This is a genomic window from Brachybacterium sp. JB7, assembly GCF_003335205.1.
GTDB classification, from domain to species: domain Bacteria; phylum Actinomycetota; class Actinomycetes; order Actinomycetales; family Dermabacteraceae; genus Brachybacterium; species Brachybacterium alimentarium.
The window spans coordinates 94,334-118,388 of sequence record NZ_QPGN01000009.1; the positions used below are offsets into that span (position 1 = coordinate 94,334).

Below are 24,055 nucleotides of genomic sequence, written 5' to 3' on the forward strand. Positions count from 1 at the left end.
CGCAGATCCCGCCTACGCCTCGACCAGGATGGTGAACGGGCCGTCGTTGACGAGCCCCACCCGCATCATCGCGCCGAAGCGGCCGGTCGAGGCCGTCACCCCGCGTTCGCGGATCGCCTCGACGACGGCTTCCACGAGCGGTTCGGCGACAGGGCCCGGGGCGGCTGCGCTCCATGACGGCCGACGGCCCTTGCGGGCATCGCCGTAGAGCGTGAACTGTGAGACGACCAGCACCTGGGCGCCGGAGTCGACGACGGAGCGCTCACCGTCGAGGATCCTCAGCTCGCAGATCTTCCGTGCGATCGTGGCGGCCTGGGCGGGGCCGTCATCGTGCGTCACGCCCACCAGCGCCAGCACGCCTTCGCCCTCGACGGAGCCGATCACCTCGCCATCGACCTCGACCTGAGCACCGTCGACCCTCTGGAGCACTGCACGCATGCTCCGATGGTGGCACACGGCCCCGGCCGACGGACGCGAGCGCTCAGTAGGGCTGGATCGTGTCGATCCGGCGCTCCTGCGTGGGGGATTCGTCGCCGGGGGTCGCGGCGGGGGCGCCCGGGGCCTCCGGGGCCTCTGCGGCCACCGGGTGGGGGAGCCGCGCAGCAGGAGGCGGGGTGGAGGACGCCGACTGCGGCAGCGCACCGGAGGGAGAGCCGCCTCCGGGCTGCGGAGGTGACCCTGCCAACGACTGCGACTGCGACTGCGACTGCGACTGCGACTCCGGCTGCACCTGGGCCTGCGGCTGCGTCCCGTCCTGCTCCGCCGGTGCCGGCGGCTGCGGAGCGACCCCGCTCGGGCTGTCGGGGTCAGCAGGCTGCACCGGGGAGGGGATCTGCGCGGCGGGGCCGCTCGCGGCGGCGATGCGCTCCGACTCCGCCGCACGGGCCTGGGAGACCCATTCCTCGGCGACCCGCACGATCGCCTCGGTCGCCGCTTCCCAGGAGGCCTCCTGCTGACGATGCGGACCGGTGGCCAGGGAGAGGACCACGCCCGCGGAACGCAGGGCGAGCTCCGTGGGGTCCACCCGATCGGCAAAGACGGTGCGCCAGCTGTGGATGGCCCCCTCGACGCGCTCCTGCATCGTCCGATCGATGCGCCCGGCATTGCCGTAGTCGGCGAGCACGCTAAGATGGGCGAGCAGGCAGGCGAGGTCGTCGGACCGTCGGCCGGGACCCACGGTGTCGATGTCGAGCAGCCCCACGACCTTCCCGTCCTGGACGAACACCTGGGCCTCGTAGAAGTCACCGTGGACCACGTCGTGCGGGCCCATGTCGATGCGCTGCTCGAGCGCGCCCAGACCCTCCCGGATGGTGCGCACCAGCGCATCCAGCCGCGGGCCGAGGGACGGGACCGAGGAGCTCACGATCCCTGCGTAGAAGTCGACCGAATCGGTCCATGGGGGCCGCAGGGGCAGCGTATACATCGAGGCGGGGAGCCGGTCCAGCAGAGCCACGAGGTCCTCTGCCCGGCACGCGTCCACGCCCTCGTCGATCACCGCGCGGGCGAGCGGCCGGCCGGGCAGCTCCTCGAGCACGACCAGCCCGTTGTGATGGGCGACCACCGCGGGGACCGGGACGCCGGCGGCGAGCAGACGCTGGTGACGCTCGACGATCTCCTCGCTGCGATGGGGCTGCATGACCTTCAGGAAGACGGCGTGATCACCCTGGCTGGCGCGCAGCACCGCGCGTCGGCCGGGACGATAGGAGACCACGTCGATCGCGATCGGGACGGCGGGATCCGGGCCCAGCGCGACTCCGAGATCGTGCAGGGTGCGACCCACCACATCCGGGTAGCAGACCAGCGGGAGCATCGGGAGCCAGGGGTCGTGGGGGTAGCGCCACACGCGGACGTTGATATCGCCGTCGGTCATCACCAGCGTCTGCTCGGCGACGTAGAGGTTCTTCTCGCGCTCGCCGATGTGGGCGCTCGCCCCGAACAGCTCCTCGCGGGCGGGAGCCTGCGGGCCGTCGAGCTCGGGCCAGGAGACCATGGTGCGGTACAGCGCCTTGGTGCTGCGGCCGGGACGGTGGTCGACATGATCGAGCTGCCAGCTGTGCAGCACGCCGCCGGAGTTGCCGACGGCTGAGCGGAGCAGCCCGCCGGCTCCGGGCCCGGTGAGAAGCTCCGAGCCGTCCTGCGTACGTGACATGGGGTGAATCCATCTGCTCCGAGAGGTCATCGGCGGACAGCGCCTACGATGCGTGCATGGCTGATCGTACCGATAACCTCACCAGCGGGAACCTTCTGGGAATCCCGGAGACCCGTCTTCCCGACGATTTCATCGACGTCCAGGTGGCCGCCGAGCTCGAAGAAGGCGATCCTCGCGACATCGCCGCGCGTCACCCCGAATCCCCCCTGGCATGGGCCACCCTCGCGCAGGACGCCCTCAGCGACGGCGACGAGGTCGCCGCCTACGCCTACGCCAGGACCGGGTACCACCGCGGGCTCGACGCACTGCGCGGCGCCGGATGGCGAGGCCAGGGCCCGATCCCCGCGTCCCACGCTCCCAACCGCGGCTTCCTGCGGGCGCTCGCGATGCTCGGCGAGACGTCGCGCCGACTGGGCGATGACGTGGAGGGCGATCGGGTCACCGAGTTCCTCCGCGAGGCAGATCCCAGCCTGCTGGGCTGACTCCCAGGGGCTCCTCCCGGCTGTTCAGAGGTTGCCCCCGGGTTCCCCGGGTCGATCTCGACCCGCTTCCGCGCCGGAGCATGGCGCACTTCACCGCCCGCACCTCGTCCAGGCGAGGTGCGGGCGGTGCTTGGTACGATCCACGGGTTCGATCCGTCAGTGCTCGTTCCGTCACTGCTCGTTCCGCTGGTTCCCGCTATCCCCCGTATTCCAGGAGTTGCCATGCCCGCCGTCGTGATCGTCGGAGCCCAATGGGGTGACGAGGGGAAGGGCAAGGCCACTGACCTCCTCGGAGAACGAGTCGACTACGTCGTCAAGCCCAACGGAGGCAACAACGCCGGCCACACGGTGGTCGTCGGAGACGAGAAGTTCGAGCTCAAGCTCCTTCCCGCCGGGATCCTCTCCCCTCAGGTCACTCCGGTGATCGGCAACGGCGTGGTGGTCAGCCTCGAGGCGCTCTTCGAGGAGATCGCGATGCTGGAGAAGCGCGGTGTGGACACCTCCCGCCTGCGGATCAGTGCGAGTGCCCACATCGTCGCCTCGTACCACCAGACCCTCGACAAGGTCACCGAGCGCTTCCTGGGCAAACGCGCCATCGGCACCACCGGTCGCGGCATCGGCCCGGCGTACATGGACAAGATCGGCCGCCTGGGCATCCGGGTGCAGGACCTGTTCGACGAGTCGATCCTGCGTCAGAAGATCGAAGGCTCGCTGCGTCAGAAGAACGAGCTGCTGGTCAAGCTGTACAACCGCCGCTCCGTCGAGATCGACGGGGTCGTCGAGGAGCTGCTCTCCTACGCCGACCGCCTGCGCCCGATGGTGGTGGACACCACCGAGCTGCTGAACTCGGCGCTGGATCGTGACGAGGTCGTGCTCATGGAGGGCGGCCAGGCCACCTTCCTCGACGTGGACCACGGCACCTACCCGTTCGTGACCAGCTCGAACCCGACCGCCGGGGGCGCCTGCACCGGAACCGGCGTCGGCCCCACCCGCATCGACCGGGTGATCGGAATCGTCAAGGCGTACACCACACGCGTCGGCGCCGGGCCGTTCCCCACCGAGCTCGAGGACAAGTGGGGCGAATACCTGCAGACGACGGGCGGTGAGGTCGGCGTGAACACCGGCCGCCCTCGCCGCTGCGGCTGGTACGACGCCCTGATGATCCGCCACGCCGTGCGCATCAACGGCTGCACCGATCTGGTGCTGACCAAGCTGGACGTGCTCACCGGCATCGACGAGGTGCCGATCTGCACCGGCTACGACGTGGACGGCGTGATCCACCGCGACATGCCCATGACGCAGACCGAGTTCCACCACGCGGTGCCGGTCTACGAGACGCTGCCGGGCTGGAGCGAGGATCTCTCCGAGGCACGGACGTTCGACGAGCTGCCGGAGAACGCACGCAACTACGTGCTGCGCCTCGAGGAGCTCGCCGGCTGCCGGATCAGCGCGATCGGCGTCGGCCCGGACCGGACCGCCACCATCGCCGTCCACGACCTGCTGCCCTCGGGAACCCGCTGACGTGGTCACCCGACGTACCGATCCCGAGGCCGGACGCAGCGCGCTGGCCGCGTGGGCCGTGGGTCCCGAGGCTCCGCGCGCGGTGCTCGCACCCGCCGTCCGGCACACCTTGGAGCTGTTCGCCGAGGAGTTCCCCGGCGGAGCCGTGGAGCTGCGGGTCCCGCCGTTCGCTGCGGTCCAGGCGATCACGGGGACCCGACACACCCGGGGCACCCCGCCCGCCGTGGTCGAGACCGACGCCGGCACCTGGCTGGGTCTCGTCAGCGGCGAGCTGACGTGGGGAGATGCCGTGGATGAGGGGCGCGTCCGCGCCAGCGGAGAGCGCAGCGACCTCTCCGAGCTGCTGCCCCTGACAGGCCCCCGCCGCACCGTGCGCACCGCGCGGGAGCAGGCGGCGGACGGAGAAGACGGAGAACAGGAGCCCCGATGAGCATCGCCGTGGAGATCGCCGTCCAGGATCTGGCGGGCCTCGAGACCGCCGCGCTGAGCGGTGCGGATCGGGTCGAGCTGTGCGTGGACCTCGCCCGCGGCGGGACCACCCCGCCGCCCGAGTTCGTCGCTCAGTGCACCGAGCGCGCCGCGGCCATGGTCGCCGCCCGGGATGCCAAGCCGCATTTCGACGTGCACGTGCTGATCCGCTCCCGCGCCGGCGACGACGACTTCCTGGGCCGGCCCGCGGAGTTCGCCTACACCGCGCAGGAGATCGAGGAGATGGCTCGCCAGGCCGAGCAGACCGTGCTCGCCGGTGCTGCCGGAGTGGTGCTCGGCGCGCTCACTCCTGACGGAGCCCTCGACATCCCCGCGATCGAGACGGTGCGGGATGCCGCGCTGCGTGCCGGTCAGTCGGCCGTGCGGGGCGTGATGCTGACCTGCCATCGGGCGGTCGACGCCCTGCCCGGCACCGAGGCGCGGGTCGACGCGGTGCGCACGCTGCTCGGCCTCGGTTTCCACCGGGTGCTGAGCTCGGGCGGCGCCGTCCGAGCCCTCGACGGCGCCGAGGACCTCGGGGCGATGGTCGACGCCGGCGAGGGCATCCTCGACGTGTGCGCCGGCGGGGGAGTCCGCCCCGCAGACATCGCCGACCTCGTGCAGCGCAGCGGGGTGGCCGACGTGCACCTCTCGGCGCGCCGCCGCCCCGGAGCTCCCCGCGAAGCGGAAGCCCCCGATACCCAGACCGACCCCGCGGTCGTGACCGCCGCGGTCGATGCCGCAGGAGTGCTGTGAACGACGACGACATCAGGAACGACGACCCGGCCGATCCGGAGAACCAAGCCGGGGGCGAACAGGCGGGCGTGACACCCGAGGCGACGCAGGAGGCCCCTGCGGACGAGCAGTCGCAGGACACCGCTGCGGACGAGGCTGCGCAGAAGACCGCTGCGGAGGAGAGGTCCGCCGTCGCCGGCTCGACGAGCATCTATGTGCGCCGTCGACGGACTCCGGCCCTGGGGTTCTGGGTGACGCTGGCCATCGCGGTCCCCGCGGTCGTGGCCCTGCTGATCTCGCCGCTGTTCGACTTCGTGGACGCCACCGGTGTGCTCAACTTCATGCTCACCTCGGCCGTCTTCATCGGCGTGCCGCTCGCGGCCATCGCCGCCGCGATCGACGCCTTCCGCCACCGCTCCTCGGGCCCACGAGGACGCTGAGCGGCAGGTCAGGGACGTCATGAGGCGTCCTCGGGTCACGAGTCCCCACGCTGCGAGCCGCCCGGCGACACCGGCGCGTGCACGTCCCCGACACCGAGGGGCGCGTCTCGTCCCGCTCACGGACGACGGGTCGACGGCGGCGGGCTCTGTGTCATCATGGTGCGGTGGCACGCGGCGACGGAAATCTCTCCCACGACCTGCTCCCCGGCGAGAAGGGCCCGCAGGATTCCTGCGGCGTCTTCGGCGTTTTCGCCCCGGGTGAGGATGTCTCGAAACTGACCTACTACGGTCTCTACGCCCTGCAGCATCGAGGGCAGGAATCGGCGGGCATCGCAACCTCCGACGGCTCCCAGATCCTGGTCTACAAGGACATGGGCCTGGTGTCGCAGGTGTTCGACGAGGCCTCCCTGGAGGCGCTCCAGGGTCATATCGCGATCGGGCACACCCGGTACTCGACCACCGGCGGCTCCATCTGGTCCAACGCCCAGCCGACGCTCGGCCCGCGACCGGACGGCACGGTCGCGCTCGCGCACAACGGCAACCTCATCAACACCGAGGAGCTGCAGGCGCTGATCGGTGAGCGGCACGGCATGCCCCGCAGCGGCGAGCTCGCGCGTGGCAACACCACGGACACCGCGCTGGTCACGGCGCTGCTGAACACCGAAGGGCCCCTCGAGGACGCCCTGCGCGAGGTCCTCCCGCGTCTCGCCGGCGCCTACTGCTTCACCCTGATGGACGAGACCGCGCTGTACGCGGCGCGCGACCCGCAGGGGATCCGTCCGCTCGTGCTGGGTCGGCTCGAGCGCGGCTGGGTGGTGGCCTCCGAGACCGCCGCTCTGGACATCTGCGGTGCGAGCTTCGTGCGCGAGGTCGCCCCCGGCGAGATGCTCGTCATCGACGAGCAGGGACTGCGCTCCGAGCAGGTCATGCCCGCCAAGCCCAAGGGCTGCGTCTTCGAGTACGTCTACCTCGCCCGTCCCGACACCCGCATCGCCGGCCGCAGCGTCAACGAATCGCGCGCGGAGATGGGCCGCCAGCTCGCCCGCGAGCATCCCGTGGAGGCCGACCTGGTCATCCCCACCCCGGAATCCGGAACTCCCGCGGCGATCGGCTACGCCCAGGAGTCCGGGATCCCGTACGGCCAGGGCATGGTCAAGAACGCCTACGTGGGCCGCACCTTCATCCAGCCCTCGCAGACCATCCGCCAGCTCGGCATCCGGCTCAAGCTGAACCCTCTGCGCGAGGTCGTCGCCGGCAAGCGCCTCGTCGTCGTCGACGACTCGGTGGTGCGCGGCAACACTCAGCGCGCCGTGGTGCGGATGCTGCGGGAGGCCGGCGCGGCCGAGGTGCATGTGCGGATCTCCTCGCCGCCGGTGCGCTGGCCCTGCTTCTACGGCATCGACTTCGCCTCCCGGGCGGAGCTGATCGCCAACGGCCTCGGGATCGAGGACATCGCCCGCTCGCTCGGCGCGGACTCGCTGGGATACATCTCCGAGGAGGGGATGGTCGCCGCGACCACCCAGCCCGCCGACTCCCTGTGCACCGCCTGCTTCTCGGGGAAGTACCCGGTGACGCTCCCCGAACCGGTCGCCCGTGCCCAGGGCATCATCACCTCGGGAGAGGACAGCTCGTCACAGGACGAGAACCGCTCCATCGCCGTCGGGAAGGACGCATGAACACCACGGACCCCACCGCCCCCGCGATCACCTACGCCGATTCCGGTGTGGACACCGCCGCCGGCGATCGCGCCGTCGAGCTCATGAAGGAGGCCGTCTCGGCGACCCATGGCCCGCAGGTGCTCGGAGGGATCGGCGCCTTCGCCGGCCTCGTCGACGTCAGCGCGCTGAAGGACTACCGGCGTCCGCTGCTGGCCTCCTCGACCGACGGCGTCGGCACGAAGATCGCGATCGCGCGCGAGATGGACGTGCACGACACCATCGGCCGCGACCTCGTCGGCATGGTCGTCGACGACATCGTCGTGGTGGGCGCGGCACCGCTGGCCATGACGGACTACATCGCGTGCGGCAAGGTGGTCCCCGAGCGCATCGCGGACATCGTGCGCGGCATCGCCGAGGGCTGCCGGGACGCGGGCTGCGCGCTCGTGGGCGGCGAGACCGCCGAGCACCCTGGCCTGATGGCCGCCGAGGACTACGACGTGGCCGGCGCAGCCGTCGGCGTCGTCGAGGCGGACCAGCTGCTGGGACCGGAGCGCGTGCGCCACGGCGACGTCGTGATCGGGATGGACGCCTCCGGCCTGCACTCCAACGGCTACTCGCTCGTGCGTGCCGTGATCGGCGCTCAGAACGTCGCCCTGGACACCCACGTCGAGGACTTCGGTCGCACGCTGGGCGAGGAGATCCTCGAACCCACCCGCATCTACACCGCCGACATCCTCGCCGTGCTCGCCGACCCGCGCACCGCAGGCGCTGTCCACGCGCTCAGCCACGTCACCGGTGGTGGCCTCGCGGCCAACCTGGCTCGCGTGATGCCGCGAGGCTCGGCCGCACGGGTCGAGCGCTCCCGCTGGGAGCCGGGCGCCGTGTTCTCGCAGATCTCGCGCTGGGGTTCAGTGCCCCAGCTCGATCTCGAGGGCACGCTGAACATGGGGATCGGCATGGTCGCTCTGGTGAGCGCGGAGCAGGCCGACGCCACGATCGCCGTGCTCGCCGAGCGGGGGCTCGGTGCACGGGTGATCGGCGAGGTCGTCGGCGAGGACTCGCTGCCCGAGCCCGGGTCGCCGCTCGAACGGGTCATCGCCGGCGCCAAGGGCGTCGAGGGCGGATCCGTGCTCCTGGCCGGACAGCACCCGGGCTGGGCCTGAGGAACGGCTCCACAGACAGTTCGAGGGCCGACCCGGAACGGGTCGGCCCTCGAACATGGTCACGGGTCCAGCCGATGAGTGCGGACGATGCTCCTGCGTCCCGGATCTGCGACGTCCCCGGTACTGTCCGGAGGATGCTGCAGCTGCGGGTGCGTCCTCAGCGACGATGGGCGGACGGTGCGTCCTCGTCAGCCCAGTCGTCGTTGTTCTCGGCCAGGTCCTCGCCGTCGGCAGACGACTCGCTCCGCTGAGACTGCAGCTCTCGTTGCAGCGCGGTCAGGTCCGTCGGCGGGCTGTAGTACTTCAGGTCCCGTGCCACCTTGGTGTGCTTGGCTTTCTGTCGGCCGCGACCCATGGATCTGACCCCCTGTGCGTCGGCTGCCGGGTGTTCTTGTCGACCCGGAAGATGGCATTGATTCGGAACCCAAGAGTACATGCAAGGTCTCGCTTCCGGCGAACCCCGGGCACCCGGACGTGCCCGACATCCCTTCATGGGCGTCGGGCCGGTGGAGAGGAACGACCTCGATCTTGGGCCGACCCAGGCCAGATGTTTACCAGTGCCGCCCGGTGACCGTCTAGGCTTTTGACACTTCGCGTCGTATGTTTCTGGGACGTGACTCGTCAGTAGGCCGTGTCCGCGGCCGCGGAGGAGCACCGCGCCACTCCATCCGGCGCGCTCTCCTGGACCTCCAGCTCCGAAAGGCCGCAAGCACATGAACGGATCTCCGGACCCCGAGCGTGAGAGCGCCGACACCGGCGTGCCGCCCGGCGCCGAGCTGATGACCCCGGCGCAGGTCGCCAAGATGTTCCACGTCGACCCCAAGACCGTGACACGCTGGGCACAGGCCGGGAAGCTGACCTACATGCGCACCCTCGGCGGCCATCGCCGCTACCGTCGCGACGAGGTCATCGACCTGCTGCGGAACAGCACCGACGACGAGTGAGCTCGGACACGGTCCTCGGCGAGGGGTATTCGGCGATCCGGCTCGAGCTGGGGTCCGACGCCGAAGGGCCGGTGGTCGCCACCCTCATCCACCGGGACCGGTCCGACGACAGCCGGGAGCGGTCCGGGGACGATCGGGCGCGGTCCGATCACGAGGAGACGAACACCGAGGGTGGCGCCCGAACGGGACGCTCGGGAGAGGAGCTTCCTCCCGTACTGGTCCTTCACGGCTGGTCGGACTACGTCTTCGATCGCGGCCTGCTCGAGCATCTCGGAGCGCGGGGGCATGACGTCTGGGCGTTGGACCTGCGCAAGCACGGTCGCAGCCTGCTGCCGGGCCAGACGCCCACGTCGGTGGACCACCTCAGCAGATACGACCAGGAGATCGGACAGGCGCTGCGCATCATCGGCCGTGACCGGCCGCCGATCCTGCTGGCCCACTCCGCCGGTGGCCTGATCGCCGCGCTCTGGGCGCAGCGCCGACCCGGGACGGTCCGTGGGCTGGCGCTGAACTCCCCCTGGCTCGAGATGCACCTGGGGCCGGGCACACGCACTGTCGCGTCGAGGCCCGTCCGCCTGCTCGCGGAGCGGCTGCGGGCACGGCCGATACTCCCGCCCGGCTCGACGCACTACGCCCGCACCACCCACCGCGACTTCGGCGGCCGGTACGACTACGACCTCTCGCTCAAACCGCCTCGGGGACACCCTTTCCCGGCGGATACCTTCGCCGCCGTGATGGACGGGCAGCGTCGCCTGCGGGCGGCCGGCCCGCTCACGATCCCCGTCCTCGTGCTGCACTCGACCCGCACCAGGATCGGCACGCGCTTCACCGAGGGCATGCGTCGGGCGGACTCCGTGCTCGATGTGCGGAGCCTTGCTGCGGCCGCCAGCAGGTTGGGCCCGCAGGTGCGCATCGAGGCGATCGAGGGAGCTCGCCACGATGTCTTCCTCTCGGACGCCGACGCGCGTGCCCGCTCCGTGCACATCCTCGATGACTGGTTGGAGTCGATCGGTCCCTGACCGCCGACGACGAGCGCCGAGGAATCCTCGCAGTCCTCGCTCGCGCTCTCCGCCGCTCTCCGCGTGCACCCGACGGATCCACACGCCTGAGTATGACGACGAGGGGGATCCTGGCTCGGGCGCTCCGTGGCCCGGCGGGGCAGGATCCGGCCGAAGTCAGCTCTCGCGGCGGTCAGGCTCCTCGGCGGGGGACGGCCGGGAGCGTGAAGGCGATCGCGGTGCTGACGGCACCGGCCACGAGCGGCACCACCAGCGTCGTCACCAGCATCAGGAGCATCGCGGCGGCGGCGTCGGCCGCTCCGACCCCCAGGGCCACCAGGGCGGCAGCACCGACGGTCTCGGCGATGCCGGCCCCGCCGGGGGTGATCGGGACCAGCGAGATCACCCGTCCCAGCGCGAACACGGCCACCGTGAGCAGCAGTGGGACGTCGGCACCGACGGCGTGGATCGCCAGCAGCAGCGCCGTCCATTGCAGAGCCCGTGCGGCGAGCGTGGGGAGCAGCAGCATGAGCGGCCGCTGACGCAGCATCTCCACCAGGGCGTTGCGCTGGGTGAGGATCCCGGCGGCGACGTGCGCGGGCACCAGGCCGTCCAGCCGTCCGAGGATCCCGGCCAGGGATCCCCGCCGCAGCACGACCACGAGGAGGGCGAGGGCGACCATGGCACCCAGCACGGCGATCAGGGCGGCCCAGAGCGCGCCGGGCAGGGACAGGCCGGTGATGCCGAGCGTCGAGCTCACGGCGTAGGCGCCCAGTCCCAGGAGGGGGACGAGGATCGAGGTGGTCACCATCTCGACCAGCGAGGCGGCGATGATCCCGGTGAGGATCACCGGGATCGTGAGGCCCGCGCGGCGCAGGATCCACCCCATCAACCCGAGACCCAGCACGGACCCGCCGGGCAGGGCGAGACCCAGTCCGGCAGACGCGGTGTGCCCGAGCAGAGCGGAGGAATAGCGGGACCCGGTCACGGCAGTGCGCACGGTGACCGTCTCGAGCACGAGGGCGGCGGCCCCGAGCAGCGTCACCGCGGGCACGGCCCAGACGGGAGCCCCGGCGAGCGTGCCGAAGATCTGCGCCCAGCTCGCGCCGGTCGCCCAGGGCAGCGCCCAGATCAGCACCACGAGCACCAGTACGAGCGACAGGGCGCCGAGCACGATCTTCGAGGCGGGGATGCCTGGGCGTTCGGCGAGGTCGAGGTCTGCAGGCACCCAGGGGACGGCCGACCCGACGGAGCCGACGGAACCCGCAGTGTCGTGGCGCTCCTCGAAACCCGCGGTGCCGTCGCGCTCCGCGGAGCCCTCGGATCCCTCGGGGCCGGATGCACCGGACGAGCCGGACGAGCCGGCCGCGCGTGGGAAGTCGGGGGAGCCGTCGGATGCCGCTGACATGCGGCGATTCTCGCATGTGGGGGAGGGCAGCTCTCAGGTGCGTCCCCGTATCGTGGAGGCATGTCCTTCGTGCTCTCGGTTCTCGTCGTCCTCCACCTGCTCTCCTGGGCCGTGGCGCTCGGGCTGTGGGTCGCCGCCGCCGGCACCCGGCAGCCGAACAAGGCGATCGCCCACGCGTCCGCCACCGCCCTCGTGATCGGCATCGTGATGATGGGGCTGTCCATGGCCACCGGTGGCACCGGTCATCTGTGGTTCGCCCTGAAGCTGCTGTTCGCGGCGATCGCGGCGATCTGCTCCGTCGTGGCGATCAGCCGCCGCGAGGAGACCCCTTCCCTCGTCTGGTTCGGCATCCCGACCGCGATCGTGCTCAACGTGATCGTCGCGGTGTTCCGCATCGGCGCCTGACCCTCCTCGGATCGTGCGGATCCATCGATCCTCCACCGACGTCCCGCCGTCCACACCGGACCTGGCGGCGCACGCGCTGTCGGGTCCCGTGCCTATCCTGGAGACCTCATGAGCTCACTCTTCGACGATCTCTCCCTGCCGGACTCCTTCCGCCGCCTCGACGGTGTGAAGGTGACCCCGTCGACCTCGCAGCACGACGGGGCCGACGGGCGCGATGCGCTGTCCCGGGGAGGGAGCTTCACTGGACAGCTCACCGAGGAGGAGCCGCCTCCTGAGGAGGAACCGCCCTACGAGGACGAGCCTCCTTACGAGGACGAGCCGCCGTTCGACGAAGCGCCTCTGCGCCGCGACGCGCAGCCTCTCGGGGACGGTCCGCACCCTGCAGAGCTCGCAGACCGCGAGTCCGTGACGCCCGGACCCTGGATGCCACGCAGAGTGGATCCGGCGATCCTGTCCGAGCTCGCCGACGGCCTGAACCCCGCTCAGCTGCAGGCCGTCGAGCACCGCGGCAGCCCGCTGCTGATCGTCGCGGGCGCCGGCTCCGGCAAGACCCGTGTGCTGACCCGTCGCATCGCGCACCTGATGCGTTCCGGGGAGGCGATGGCCGGGGAGATCCTCGCGATCACCTTCACCAACAAGGCCGCCGCCGAGATGCGTGAGCGCGTCGAGGAACTGGTGGGCCCCGTCGCTCGCAGCATGTGGGTCTCGACCTTCCACAGCGCCTGCGTGAGGATCCTGCGGCGCGACGCCAAGGCCGCCGGGCTCAAGAGCTCCTTCACGATCTACGACAGCGCCGATTCGTTGCGCCTGATCACGACGATCGCCAAGGATCTCGAGCTGGACACCAAGAAGCACGCGCCGCGCGCCCTGGCCTCGCGGATCTCCTCCTTGAAGAACGATCTCACTGATCCGATCGACTTCGCCGACCAGGCCGAGAGCGCGAAGAACCCCTTCGAACGCACGCTCGCGCGGATCTACACGAACTACACCGAGCGGCTGCGGCAGGCCAACGCGGTGGACTTCGACGATCTCATCGGGCTGACGGTGACGCTGCTGCGGGAGAACCCGGGGATCCGCGAGGGCTACCGTCGCCGCTTCCGACACCTCCTGGTGGACGAGTACCAGGACACCAACACCGCCCAGTACCAGCTGGTCCGCGAGCTGGTGGGGGAGGACCCGCGCGCCGACCTCACCGTGGTGGGCGACTCCGACCAGTCGATCTACGCGTTCCGCGGTGCGACGATCCGCAACATCGTCGAGTTCGAGAAGGACTTCCCCTCCGCGCGCACGATCGTGCTCGAGCAGAACTATCGCTCCACCCAGAACATCCTCTCCGCGGCCAACGCGGTGATCGAGGAGAACCAGGGCCGGCGCAAGAAGAACCTGTGGACCGACCACGGTGAGGGCGACAGGATCACCCTCTACGTGGCTGACGACGAGCAGGCCGAGGCCCGCTACATCGGGCGCCAGATCGACGCGCTGGTCGACGACGGCCGTTCCGCCGGGGACATCGCGATCTTCTATCGCGCCAATGCGCAGTCGCGTGCCCTGGAGGACCAGCTGATCCGGGTGGGCCTGCCGTATCGCGTGGTCGGCGGCACGCGCTTCTATGAGCGCCGTGAGATCAAGGATGCAATGGCCTACCTGCGGGTTCTTGCCAATCCGGCCGACGAGATCAATCTGCGCAGGATCCTCAACGTCCCCAAGCGCGGTATCGGCGACCGTGCGGAGGCGGCGATCGCGATGCTCGCCGAGCGCGACCGGATCAGCTTCGGAGAGGCGCTGCGGCGGGCCGAGGAGGCTCCCGGAATCGCGACCCGTTCGCTGAACGCGGTGCGCAGCTTCGTGGCGATGCTCGAGGACCTCCAGGACATGGCCGAGCGGGGCGACGGCCCGGCAGAACTGGTCGAGGCGATCCTGCAGCGCTCCGGCTACTACGCCGAGCTGCAGGGGAGCGATGACCCGCAGGACGAATCGCGCTTGGAGAACCTCGCCGAGCTGATCAGCGTCGCCGCGGAGTTCGAAGCGCAGACGGAGGCCGCCGACGCCGCGGCCAGCGAGTTCGAAGCCCTCTCCGAGGACGAGGACGAGGACGCCGCCGCGACAGTCACGGAGCCTGCCGCAGCGGCGGGCATCGCGGTCACTGCGGAGGCGGACGGGACTGCAGCTGCGCAGCCGGACGCGGAGGCCCGGCCGGGAGCCGACGTCGCACCGGGAGCCGACGTCGCACCGGGAGCCGACGTTGCGCCGGATGCAGCGTTGAACGCCCCGGACGACCCTGAGGCCTCGCTGGTGGACCGCTTCTTGGAGAAGGTCGCCCTGGTGGCCGACGCCGATCAGATCCCCGGCTCCGAGGACCAGTTCGTCACCCTGATGACCCTGCACACCGCGAAGGGCCTGGAGTTCCCGGTCGTCTTCCTCACCGGGATGGAGGACGGCACCTTCCCCCACAACCGCACGCTGGGGGATCCCGACGAGCTCGAGGAGGAACGGCGTCTGGCCTACGTGGGCATCACCCGTGCCCGCGAGCGGCTCTATCTCACACGCGCCCAGATGCGATCCACCTGGGGACAGTCCCAGTTCATGCCGGGCAGCCGGTTCCTCGACGAGATCCCCGAGGGCGTGCTCGACGTCGCCCGGGCCGGGTCCTCGCTGAGCGGTGCCGGCTTCGGCGGCTCCGGGTCGAGCAGCTACGGCGGTGGATTCCGTTCCGCGGGCGACCAGCGCGGCCCGTCCTTCAGCGGAGGACTCGGCGGCGGACGCAGCGATGTGAAGCGTCCCAGCCTCGGTTCGGGGCGCAAGCCGGTCTCCGCGGCGCAGATGCCTCAGCTCGCCGTCGGCGACCGTGTCACCCACGACACGTTCGGGATGGGCTCGGTCACCGAGGTCTCCGGCCAGGGCGAGAAGACCCAGATCGAGGTGCAGTTCAAACCGCCCCACGGCACCAAGCGCCTGCTGCTGCGCTACGCGCCGATGACGAAGCTCTAGCTCCGCGAGGAGTCCTCGGCCGCACCGTCCGGGGCAGCTGCCGGCACGACCGCTGCCACCAGCTCGACCTCGATGCCCTCCGGGTCCTCGCCGTACCAGGCGGTGTGGTCCGGCCCGCCGGCGTGCGGGTACGCACCGCTGAAGAGCTCGGTCCAGCCGTGTGCCGGGGCCTCGGCGCGCAGGGCGTCGAGCTCTGCGCGGGATCTCACGGTGAACGCGACATGGTTCATCCCGGGGCCGCGTCGCTCGGAGCGCCGTCCCAGCGTGTCGGGGGACTGCTCGAGCACGAGGTAGGACCCGTCGTCGTGACGCCAGATCCTCCCGGTGTCCCAGCCCGGGACCGGCTCCGCCGTCCAGCCCAGCGTGGTGAGCATCCAGTGCCAGCTCGGCGCGGTGACTGCGAGGGCAGCGGTCCACAGCTCCAGATGATGCAGACCGGCGCGTGGCTCCGGGACGACCGGCACCAGCTCGCGGAGGAAGGTCCGTGCGGGGTGCTCGACCGATCTGTCGAGGGCGGCGAGGGGTGCGCCCGTCGGCCTATATCCGAGGTGCTCCCAGAAGCCGACGGGGTCCCGCTCTCGGGGACCCTCAGTCTCTTCAGTCTCTTCAGTCTCTTCAGTCTCTTCAGTCTCTTCGGTCTCCGCGGTGCTCGGGACGCCTGGGGAAGCGGCCGTGAGCGTGTCGGTGCGCAGGCGCCGTACCCCGTCGGCCCGCAGCTGGGCGACCACGCTGTCGTGCAGGAGCCGTCCCAGCCCGCGGCCCCGGGCCGAACCGTCCACCAGCAGCAGGGAGAGGTGGGCTGTTCCCGGCGCGGGCCAGTGGGAGACCGTCTCGCAGATCCCGCGCAGCGTGCCCTCCGCGTCGAGCAGGCCGTGCGTGCACCTCGCCCCGGACCCCTCAAGCGGGACGCAGGGGCCGAGCAGGCCGAGACCGTCCTCGATCGTCGCATCGCGGCGCCTCATCTCTCGGCGGCAGTCGGAGGAGCGGCGCAGAAGGGCGTGCACGGCGTCCGCATCGTCGGTGGTCAGCGGGCGAACGGTGAAGGCCATGGCCGGAGTCTAGGTGGGCGCATCCGTCAATCGGTGACGGTGATCAGCGCCCGCGCTCCGCGCTCCATCTCGACCATGGAGTGGTTGACGGCGGTGTAGGTGCCGGGCTCCTCGAAGACCATCTCCACGAAGCCACCCTGGGCAGAGGCGAGGTCCAGCACCTGGGCGCCTCCGGCGTTCTCGTTCTCCGGGGCCAGCAGGTACTCACCTTCCTTGAACACGGTGTCGAACACGGCGCCGACGACGTGGAAGGACACTCCTCGTGAGGGTCCTCCCGCCACCACCCACACGCGCACCCGCTCGCCGACCTTCGCCACGAGCGGTGCGTCCAGGTACTGCGTGGCGTGACCGTTGAAGACCGTGGCATCGGGCTGCTCCGCGGCGATCTTCGCCGAGCTCACCGGCAGCGCGCCCTCGTGCATCGTCTCCGCGGCTCCGGGGGCGCCCGGAGGGACCAGGTAGTGCTCGGACTGCACGAGCACGTATTCGCGGTCCGCTGCGGCGAGACCTGCGGGCGGCACGATCAGCGCGCCGAGCATGCCGGCGGAGACGTGCACGCTCATCGGCATCGTGGAGCAGTGGTACAGCCATGCGCCGGCATGGTCGGTGGTGATCGCGTACTCCAGGCTCTCGCCCGGAGCGATCGTGCGCATCGCCTGATCGGGGGCGACCTGGCCGGCGTGGAGGTCCAGGGAGTGTCCCATCGCGCCGTGGTTGACGAGATCCACGGTGAGGCGGGCGCCGAGCTCGGAGCGGATCACCGGCCCCACGACCGTGCCCGCATAGGTCATGGCATCCATGACCAGACCGGGGGCGATCTCGGCGGGGACATCGACCGCCTCCAGCGTGAGGCGCTGCTCGGGACCGCTGCTCTCGGGGAGGCGGGCGTCGTACAGCGTGTGCTCCGCGCCGGGAGCCGACTGGAGGTCCAGGGGGATGCGGGCCAGCTCGTCCGCACCGGTCATGTTCGCCGCGTGGTCATGCTCCGAGCCGCGCTCACCGGTGACGACCTGCAGGGTCATGCCCATCGCGCGGTGGCCGGCGATCGAGCACCAGCCGTCCAGATCGTGCTCGATCACTCCGGCATCCACGGTCGTCGACTCCCCGGGGCGCAGCCGACCGGAGGAGACGCCCGAGGCGAGCACCAGGTCATGCACGTCCTGCTCGTCGTCATTGCTCAGCTCGATCACGAGGGAATCCCCCGCGGGCACCTCGAGCACGTCGGGGGAGAACCGCATCTCCGCCATGCTCACGGCGATCGTGGTGGTCTCGCCGGTGGGCGTGACGGACCCTGCGGGGGAGACGCCTGCTCCGTCGTCGCCGCCGGCTCTCGTTCCGAGAGAGCGGTCCAGCGAGGTGCCGAGGGCCGTGACGCCGAGCACGGAGCCGATGCCGACGAGCACACCGGACAGGGCACGACGGTTCACGGTGCGCTCTGCCGGGGACGCCGGAGGCTTCGACGAGGCTGACGAGGCTGACGAGGCTGACGTTGCTGGGGTTGCCGGGGTTGCTGGGGTCGCTGAGGGTGCCGGGGCCGCTGGCGACGCCGGAGGCGTTGAGGCGCTCGGTGCACCGATCCCCGGGGTCGGCAGCGATTCGCGGCGCAGTCGCACGCTCGCGCGCACCGCGAGCATCATCAGCACCAGGAAGCTCACCAGCACCACGAAGCCCAGCAGGGACAGCAGGATGCGGGTCCAGGAACCGACGTCGGCGATCTGCGCAGTGCCCAGGGTCAGCATCGAGAACACGCCGTCCGCGACGGTGCCGTCGGCACCGGCGAGCACGACCAGCGCCACCACCAGGTTGTAGGCGACGACGCGGGCCGTCGCGAAGCGGCTCATCATGCCGAGCGAGCCCTTCAGTGCCCGGGGCCCACCGCCCATCGTCACCGGCAGGAGGTAGCTCATCGCCCCGAGCAGCACCTGCAGCAGGAAACCGGCGACGAAGGGCGCGGTGAGCTGCTGGACGTCCGCGGCGAGCAGGGAGCTGGACAGCGGGGAGTCAGCATGACGCCACCACAGCGTCAGCAGCCCCAGCTGGGCCACGGCGAACCAGGCCACCCCGGCGGCGATCGAGAGCAGGGGGAACCGTGGGAGAGGGACCGTCCGCTCCTGCCGGGCCGACTGGATGCTGAGCCGCACCAGCGTCGTGACGACCCAGCCGAAGGACGCCGCGTAGGCGAGCAGGAAGATCACGCCGACCATCGGCGAGCCCAGCAGCGCCCCGACGACAGCACCCAGCACGCCGATCAGCATCCCGGTCGTGCCGTGTGCGGCCCGGCGCGCCACAGGGAGATCGATGCGGGTGCGCAGCACCGTGGGCCACAGCGTCAGGAGCGTGCCGGTCACAGTGATCCCCACGAACCCCAGGACGTTGAGGATCTGGTGAGCCAGCAGCAGCCGGCCCTGCCAGGGCTCCCCGGCCTCGAAGGCGAGCAGCGACCCGAGCACGGCACCGAGCGGCAGCAGGGATGCGGCGGCGATGTAGGCCTTCACGGTGAAGACGAATCGCGGTGCGAGCGCGGCCTTGACCTGCAGACCCAGCGCGATCGCGTACCAGACGAGCGCGGCGGAGACCATCAGCGCGCCCAGCAGCACCAGCCATGGCCAGGAGGGGAGCATGCCGGCGATGGTCACCACGATGCCCGCGGTCAGCAGGCGGATTCGCGTGACCTGTCGGGCGCGGGTCTCGTCCCCGAGACGGGTCTTCAGCAGAGCCTCGGTGAAGTGCTGACCCCACACCATGATCGAGGTGGTGATCAGACCGAGGGTCACCATGTGCACCATGAGCCAGCGCGATTGGGGGATCCAGGGGTGGACGAGGACCACCACGATCAGCGCGAGCATCCACCAGGTGACTGGTCGGGCGGCCCGGCGATGCCAGGACCGACGGCTCGGGGCGGGGCGCTCCGGACGTGCGGAGGGGGAGGGGGCGGAGGAGAGCTCAGGCACTTTTCCAGACTACGACCAGGCGCGGTGCCGTGGCGGGGCGGAGGTCCCTGGACGCCGAGCGGCTGGTGCGCACCGCCCGGTCCGCCCTCAGTTCTCGGACGGGTGCTGCTCCGCCTCCGCCTCTGACTCTGACTCCGACTGCGCGGTCGCGCCCTTCCGGTCGCGCGCGAACTGGGCGTAGAGACCGCCGGCGAGAGCGATGAGGACGATGATCACCACCGCGATGATCACGGCGCCGAACGGGATCGGGAGCCCGGCGGCGTACAGCACGCCCCAGATCACCAGGAGGGAGACGCCGATGAGGAGCGCGTCGCGGACGGCCCGGCCGATGCGCCCGCCGATGCCCGCCTCACGCGCCTGCTTCCCGGCGCGCTGTGCGGTGCGGCCGGCGACGGCCGCGTAGATCTTCGCGTCGTCGCGGAACGACCGGGAGCTGTTCCGGGGGGCCGCCGCGTCGGGAGAGGCTGCCTCCCGTGCTCCGGGGGCCTCCTCGCGAGTGGCCGTGGGAGGGGACGACGCCTCACGTCGGGTGTCGTCCCGTCGTGCGTCGTGTCGCGGGGCATCGCGCCGGACGTCATCGCGTGGCCCGTCGTCCGGGCGCGGCGCGGCGTCGGGGTCACGGTCGCGGAGCCCTTCATCCAGGGCGCGGCCGGCGGCTCGGGCATATCCGCTCGCCCGCGCGGTGGTGCGCTGCGCGGCATCGCGTGCTCCGGGGGCCTGCTTGCGCGCCGTGTTCCGGGCAGCCTTCGCGTACGTCTTCCAATCGGCCATGGCGTCTCCTCGACTCAGCGGTCGTCGCGCGGACGACGGGTCACGGGGCGGTCCCCACTGTCGTCCTCGCGCCAGCGGATGTCCCCGCCGCCTCGCGGGGCGGCCTGCTGCGGCCGGGGGTTCCGGGCACGGCGGTCGTTGTAGTACGAGAGGCCGACGTTCAGGGCGAGCGTGATCCCGACCGACAGCGCGAAGCCCGCGAAGGTGGAGCGCACCCCCAGCAGTCGCAGCACGATGAACAGGACACCGATCGCGACGACGCTGAATCCAAGATGCTCACGCACGCGCGTGGCCAGGCTGCGGGATCGTCGACTCATCCGTCCATGCTATCCGTGCGAGCTGAACGGGGCGTGGGATGGCCCACGTCCGGCCCCGGGACGTGAGACTGGGCGCACCCTGGCCGCCGTGTGCCATGACCTGTTCAGGAAGGGATACGCTGAGAGCGTTCCCAGGGGTGGCATCGTGGCCGCGACGGCCAGCCGCCCTCTGCCGATACCGAGAGGAATGCAACCCCGTGGACCTGTATGAATACCAGGCCCGCGATCTCTTCGAGAAGCACGGTGTTCCCGTGCTCGGAGGAGTAGTCGCGGAGGATCCTGCCACTGCCAAGGCCGGTGCCGAGAAGCTCGGCACCCCGGTCGTCGTCGTCAAGGCCCAGGTGAAGACCGGTGGCCGCGGCAAGGCCGGTGGCGTGAAGGTCGCCAAGTCCTCCGAGGAGGCGGAGCAGAAGGCCTCCGAGATCCTCGGTATGGACATCAAGGGGCACACCGTGCACCGCGTGATGGTCGCCGCCGGTGCCGACATCGCCGAGGAGTACTACTTCTCGCTGCTGCTGGACCGGGCCAACCGCAACTACCTCGCCATGTGCTCCGTCGAGGGGGGCATGGAGATCGAGCAGCTCGCCGTCGAGCGGCCCGAGGCCCTCGCCCGTGTGGCCGTCGATCCCAACGTCGGCATCGACGAGGCCAAGGCCAAGGAGATCGTCGAGGCGGCGAAGTTCGACGCCGAGACCGGCGCGAAGGTCGCCCCCGTGCTCCAGAAGCTGTGGGACGTCTACCGCGAGGAGGACGCCTCGCTGGTCGAGGTCAACCCGCTGGTGAAGACCGGCTCCGGCGAGATCATCGCGCTCGACGGCAAGGTCACCCTCGACGAGAACGCGGGCTTCCGCCACGAGGACCACGCAGCCCTCGTGGACACCGCCTCCGAGGACCCGCTGGAGACCAAGGCCAAGGCCCTGGACCTCAACTACGTGAAGCTCGACGGCGAGGTCGGCATCATCGGCAACGGTGCAGGCCTGGTCATGTCCACGCTCGACGTGGTCGCCTACGCGGGGGAGTCCCACGGCGTGAAGCCGGCGAACTTCCTGGACATCGGCGGTGGCGCCTCGGCAGAGGTGATGGCCAACGGTCTCGACGTGATCCTCGGTGACGAGCAGGTCAGCGCAGTGTTCGTGAACGTCTTCGGCGGCATCACCGCGTGCGACGCGGTCGCCAACGGCATCGTCGGCGCCCTGAAGAAGCTCGGCGACGCCGCCACGAAGCCCCTCGTGGTGCGCCTCGACGGCAACAACGTCGAGGAGGGTCGCCAGATCCTCGCCGATTTCGCCCACCCTCTCGTCACCCAGGCCGACACCATGGACGGCGGCGCCGCGAAGGTTGCCGAGCTCGCCGCCGCAGGAAAGTGAGCAGGACCCGACATGTCTATCTTTCTCGATGAGAACAGCAAGGTCATCGTCCAGGGCATGACGGGCTCGGAGGGCATGAAGCACTCCCAGCGCATGCTCGACTCCGGCACGAACATCGTCGGTGGCGTCAACCCCCGCAAGGCGGGCCAGTCCGTCGCCTTCGAGGGCGGCACCGAGGTGCCCGTCTTCGGCTCCGTCGCCGAGGCCATCGAGGCCACCGGCGCGAACGTCTCGGTGGTCTTCGTGCCGCCGAAGTTCGCCAAGGACGCCGCGCTCGAGGCCATCGACGCGGCGATCGAGCTCCTGGTGATCATCACCGAGGGCATCCCGGTCAAGGACTCCGCCGAGTTCTTCAACTACGCCCAGGGCAAGGGCACCACCCGCATCATCGGGCCGAACTGCCCCGGCGTGATCACCCCGGGCGTCTCGAACGCGGGCATCACCCCGTCGAACATCACCGGCACCGGCAAGCTGGGTCTGGTCTCCAAGTCCGGCACGCTGACGTACCAGATGATGTACGAGCTGGCCGACATCGGCTTCACCACCGCCATCGGCATCGGCGGCGACCCGGTCATCGGCACCACCCACATCGATGCCCTCGCGGCGTTCGAGGCGGATCCCGAGACCGTCGGCGTCGTGATGATCGGCGAGATCGGCGGCGACGCCGAGGAGCGCGCCGCGGCGTACATCAAGGACAACATGACGAAGCCCGTCGTCGGCTACGTCGCGGGCTTCACCGCCCCCGAGGGCAAGACCATGGGCCACGCCGGCGCCATCGTCTCCGGCTCCGCGGGCACCGCCCAGGCGAAGAAGGAGGCCCTCGAGGCCGCCGGGGTCAAGGTCGGCAAGACCCCGACCGAGACCGCTGACCTGATGCGCGAGATCGTCAAGGGCCTGGCCTGAGCGGTCACGCTCGACGTCGGATCGGCTGAGGCCGAGCAGCCCGACGAGCAGTGCCCCGGATCCCCCCCCCACGGATCCGGGGCACTGCCGTGTCCGGCCTCCCTCCAGAAGCATCCGTCCCACGGGGATCTCTCGGGGAGGGACCACCGTGGGAGGACGGGCTGCACGTGATCGGGACGCATCCTGCGGCGACCGACCGGGCTCGTTGCCGCGATCTCGGAGCGGAACGTCCGTGTCTCGGACTAAGCTGTCCCGAGCTGCCATATGCCTACTGAGGAGGGGACCCCGTGAGCGGAGATCTCATCGACACCACCGAGATGTACCTGAAGACGGTGTTCGAGCTCCATGAGGCGGGGGTCGCACCGATGCGCGCCCGGATCGCGGAGCGGCTGGGGCATTCGGGCCCGACGGTCTCCCAGACCGTCGCCCGCATGGAGCGCGACGGTCTTCTGCACCTCGATGATCAGCGCCGTATCCGACTGACCCAGCAGGGCACCGACGTCGCGGTCGACGTGATGCGCAAGCATCGCCTGGCCGAGCGCCATCTGCTCGATGTGATCGGGCTGGACTACGCCCTGGTCCACGAGGAGGCGTGCCGCTGGGAGCACGTGATGAGCCTCGAGGTGGAGCGACGCCTCGCGGAGAAGCTCCAGCCGCCCTACGTCGACCCCTACGGGAACCCGATCCCGGGCCTGTCGGCGCTCGGCATCAGCGAGACGGGCACCACCGAGGACGGTAAAGACTCTGCTTCGGCGACCCGAGAGCTGATCGACGCCGTCGAGGACGGCCAGACGGTCGAGGTCTGCCTGCGCAGGATCGGCGAGCGGGTTCAGAGCGACGTCGAACTGCTTGGAGAACTTGCACGTCAGGGCATTGTTCCTGGCGCCGACGTGCAGGCCGAGAGGCTTGCCGGGACGGTGGTCCTGCGCGGCCCCGTCGGCGGAGAGGTCGCGGTCTCCGAGGTCGTCGCCGGCCAACTCCATGTGACGCCGACGGTCGCTGGGTAAAGGCTCCGTCAAACTCTTCCCCAGACCTTTCTGTCAGGGCGACGAGGCGAGGTTCCAGCCCCTAAGGTCGTACACGTGCCGAGGCGTCCGAGCCGCGGCATTCCGTCTGGAGAGCCCCACCGCGCACCGGATACGGAGTAGGGAAGAGCTGCGAAGCGCGGGGCTGATGCCTGGGGCTGGGAGCCGAAACGTGTCGAAGACTGCGAACAACACTCACCGCCGCGCCATGCGCACGGTGACGCCTGCCGTCCGCGCCGGGCGCGCCTCCGCCGGAGCTCGAGGTGCCGCCGTAGACGTAGGGGGTGCCGATGCCGCTGCGGGCGGTGGCGAG

General features: G+C 70.6%; 22 protein-coding genes. 14 read left to right on the forward strand and 8 right to left on the reverse strand.

The window, feature by feature from the left end:
• Nucleotides 1-12: 12 nt before the first annotated feature.
• Nucleotides 13-438, reverse strand: a complete 426-nt coding sequence (gene dtd / locus CIK81_RS12090; RefSeq protein WP_096163941.1) for a D-aminoacyl-tRNA deacylase — start codon at nucleotides 436-438, stop codon at nucleotides 13-15.
• Between the two features lie 43 nt (nucleotides 439-481).
• Nucleotides 482-2,149 carry a phosphotransferase gene (locus tag CIK81_RS12095; protein WP_096163942.1) on the reverse strand — a complete coding sequence of 556 codons (1,668 nt, stop codon included), beginning with the start codon at nucleotides 2,147-2,149 and terminating at the stop codon, nucleotides 482-484.
• A gap of 56 nt (nucleotides 2,150-2,205) precedes the next feature.
• Here CIK81_RS12095 and CIK81_RS12100 point away from each other — a divergent pair, with 56 nt between their 5' ends.
• The 7 genes from CIK81_RS12100 (at nucleotide 2,206) to purM (ending at nucleotide 8,616) form a co-directional block, all read left to right on the forward strand.
• Nucleotides 2,206-2,631, forward strand: a complete 426-nt coding sequence (locus CIK81_RS12100; protein WP_096163943.1) for a DUF3151 domain-containing protein — start codon at nucleotides 2,206-2,208, stop codon at nucleotides 2,629-2,631.
• Between the two features lie 222 nt (nucleotides 2,632-2,853).
• Entirely contained in the window at nucleotides 2,854-4,152 is a 1,299-nt protein-coding gene (locus CIK81_RS12105; protein ID WP_096163944.1) for an adenylosuccinate synthase, read from the forward strand.
• Nucleotide 4,153: 1 nt separating this feature from the next.
• Nucleotides 4,154-4,582 carry a sterol carrier family protein gene (locus tag CIK81_RS12110; RefSeq protein WP_096163945.1) on the forward strand — a complete coding sequence of 143 codons (429 nt, stop codon included), beginning with the start codon at nucleotides 4,154-4,156 and terminating at the stop codon, nucleotides 4,580-4,582.
• The gene (locus CIK81_RS12115) at nucleotides 4,579-5,376 is read left to right on the forward strand and encodes a copper homeostasis protein CutC (protein ID WP_096163946.1); all 798 of its coding nucleotides are present in this window, start codon (nucleotides 4,579-4,581) and stop codon (nucleotides 5,374-5,376) included. Before CIK81_RS12110 ends, CIK81_RS12115 begins: the two co-directional genes overlap by 4 nt.
• Nucleotides 5,373-5,795, forward strand: coding sequence for a hypothetical protein (locus CIK81_RS12120; protein WP_096163947.1), 423 nt, complete (start codon nucleotides 5,373-5,375; stop codon nucleotides 5,793-5,795). Before CIK81_RS12115 ends, CIK81_RS12120 begins: the two co-directional genes overlap by 4 nt.
• A gap of 164 nt (nucleotides 5,796-5,959) precedes the next feature.
• Nucleotides 5,960-7,471, forward strand: a complete 1,512-nt coding sequence (purF, locus tag CIK81_RS12125) for an amidophosphoribosyltransferase (protein ID WP_096163948.1) — start codon at nucleotides 5,960-5,962, stop codon at nucleotides 7,469-7,471.
• Entirely contained in the window at nucleotides 7,468-8,616 is a 1,149-nt protein-coding gene (purM, locus tag CIK81_RS12130; protein ID WP_114355759.1) for a phosphoribosylformylglycinamidine cyclo-ligase, read from the forward strand. Before purF ends, purM begins: the two co-directional genes overlap by 4 nt.
• 157 nt (nucleotides 8,617-8,773) lie before the next feature.
• Here the strand turns inward: purM and CIK81_RS12135 are convergent, their stop codons facing one another.
• Nucleotides 8,774-8,971: a DUF3073 domain-containing protein gene (locus CIK81_RS12135; protein ID WP_096163950.1), complete on the reverse strand. Its 198-nt coding sequence runs from the start codon at nucleotides 8,969-8,971 to the stop codon at nucleotides 8,774-8,776.
• 424 nt (nucleotides 8,972-9,395) lie between these two features.
• Between CIK81_RS12135 and CIK81_RS12140 the strand changes: the two genes are divergently transcribed.
• Both CIK81_RS12140 and CIK81_RS12145 read left to right on the forward strand, forming a co-directional pair.
• Nucleotides 9,396-9,560, forward strand: a complete 165-nt coding sequence (locus CIK81_RS12140) for a BldC family transcriptional regulator (protein WP_369406892.1) — start codon at nucleotides 9,396-9,398, stop codon at nucleotides 9,558-9,560.
• Nucleotides 9,557-10,579: an alpha/beta hydrolase gene (locus CIK81_RS12145; protein WP_096163952.1), complete on the forward strand. Its 1,023-nt coding sequence runs from the start codon at nucleotides 9,557-9,559 to the stop codon at nucleotides 10,577-10,579. The genes CIK81_RS12140 and CIK81_RS12145 overlap by 4 nt, the downstream gene beginning before the upstream one ends.
• A 172-nt stretch (nucleotides 10,580-10,751) precedes the next feature.
• Here the strand turns inward: CIK81_RS12145 and CIK81_RS12150 are convergent, their stop codons facing one another.
• The gene (locus CIK81_RS12150; protein ID WP_241964145.1) at nucleotides 10,752-11,966 is read right to left on the reverse strand and encodes a lysylphosphatidylglycerol synthase domain-containing protein; all 1,215 of its coding nucleotides are present in this window, start codon (nucleotides 11,964-11,966) and stop codon (nucleotides 10,752-10,754) included.
• Nucleotides 11,967-12,026: 60 nt separating this feature from the next.
• On the opposite strand from CIK81_RS12150, the gene CIK81_RS12155 reads away from it, so the two are divergent.
• Nucleotides 12,027-12,371, forward strand: coding sequence for a hypothetical protein (locus CIK81_RS12155; RefSeq protein ID WP_114355760.1), 345 nt, complete (start codon nucleotides 12,027-12,029; stop codon nucleotides 12,369-12,371).
• 108 nt (nucleotides 12,372-12,479) lie between these two features.
• Complete coding sequence (locus CIK81_RS12160; protein WP_096163954.1) at nucleotides 12,480-15,359, forward strand: UvrD-helicase domain-containing protein; 2,880 nt, start codon at nucleotides 12,480-12,482, stop codon at nucleotides 15,357-15,359.
• Here the strand turns inward: CIK81_RS12160 and CIK81_RS12165 are convergent.
• The 4 genes from CIK81_RS12165 to CIK81_RS12180 form a co-directional block, all read right to left on the reverse strand.
• Nucleotides 15,356-16,408 (reverse strand): GNAT family N-acetyltransferase, encoded by a 1,053-nt coding sequence (locus CIK81_RS12165; RefSeq protein WP_114355761.1) that lies wholly within the window; start codon nucleotides 16,406-16,408, stop codon nucleotides 15,356-15,358. The genes CIK81_RS12160 and CIK81_RS12165 overlap by 4 nt on opposite strands.
• A 26-nt stretch (nucleotides 16,409-16,434) precedes the next feature.
• Nucleotides 16,435-19,359, reverse strand: a complete 2,925-nt coding sequence (locus CIK81_RS12170; protein WP_338022860.1) for a multicopper oxidase domain-containing protein — start codon at nucleotides 19,357-19,359, stop codon at nucleotides 16,435-16,437.
• An 87-nt stretch (nucleotides 19,360-19,446) separates the two neighbouring features.
• Nucleotides 19,447-20,130, reverse strand: a complete 684-nt coding sequence (locus tag CIK81_RS12175) for a hypothetical protein (RefSeq protein ID WP_181861464.1) — start codon at nucleotides 20,128-20,130, stop codon at nucleotides 19,447-19,449.
• Between the two features lie 14 nt (nucleotides 20,131-20,144).
• Nucleotides 20,145-20,447 carry a hypothetical protein gene (locus CIK81_RS12180; RefSeq protein WP_114305515.1) on the reverse strand — a complete coding sequence of 101 codons (303 nt, stop codon included), beginning with the start codon at nucleotides 20,445-20,447 and terminating at the stop codon, nucleotides 20,145-20,147.
• Nucleotides 20,448-20,644: 197 nt separating this feature from the next.
• On the opposite strand from CIK81_RS12180, the gene sucC reads away from it, so the two are divergent.
• From sucC to CIK81_RS12195, 3 genes are all read left to right on the forward strand, one after another.
• The gene (gene sucC, locus CIK81_RS12185; protein ID WP_096163957.1) at nucleotides 20,645-21,814 is read left to right on the forward strand and encodes an ADP-forming succinate--CoA ligase subunit beta; all 1,170 of its coding nucleotides are present in this window, start codon (nucleotides 20,645-20,647) and stop codon (nucleotides 21,812-21,814) included.
• 12 nt (nucleotides 21,815-21,826) lie between these two features.
• Nucleotides 21,827-22,717: a succinate--CoA ligase subunit alpha gene (gene sucD / locus CIK81_RS12190; protein ID WP_096163958.1), complete on the forward strand. Its 891-nt coding sequence runs from the start codon at nucleotides 21,827-21,829 to the stop codon at nucleotides 22,715-22,717.
• A gap of 287 nt (nucleotides 22,718-23,004) precedes the next feature.
• Nucleotides 23,005-23,724, forward strand: coding sequence for a metal-dependent transcriptional regulator (locus CIK81_RS12195; protein ID WP_096163959.1), 720 nt, complete (start codon nucleotides 23,005-23,007; stop codon nucleotides 23,722-23,724).
• The last annotated feature ends 331 nt before the right edge of the window (nucleotides 23,725-24,055 follow it).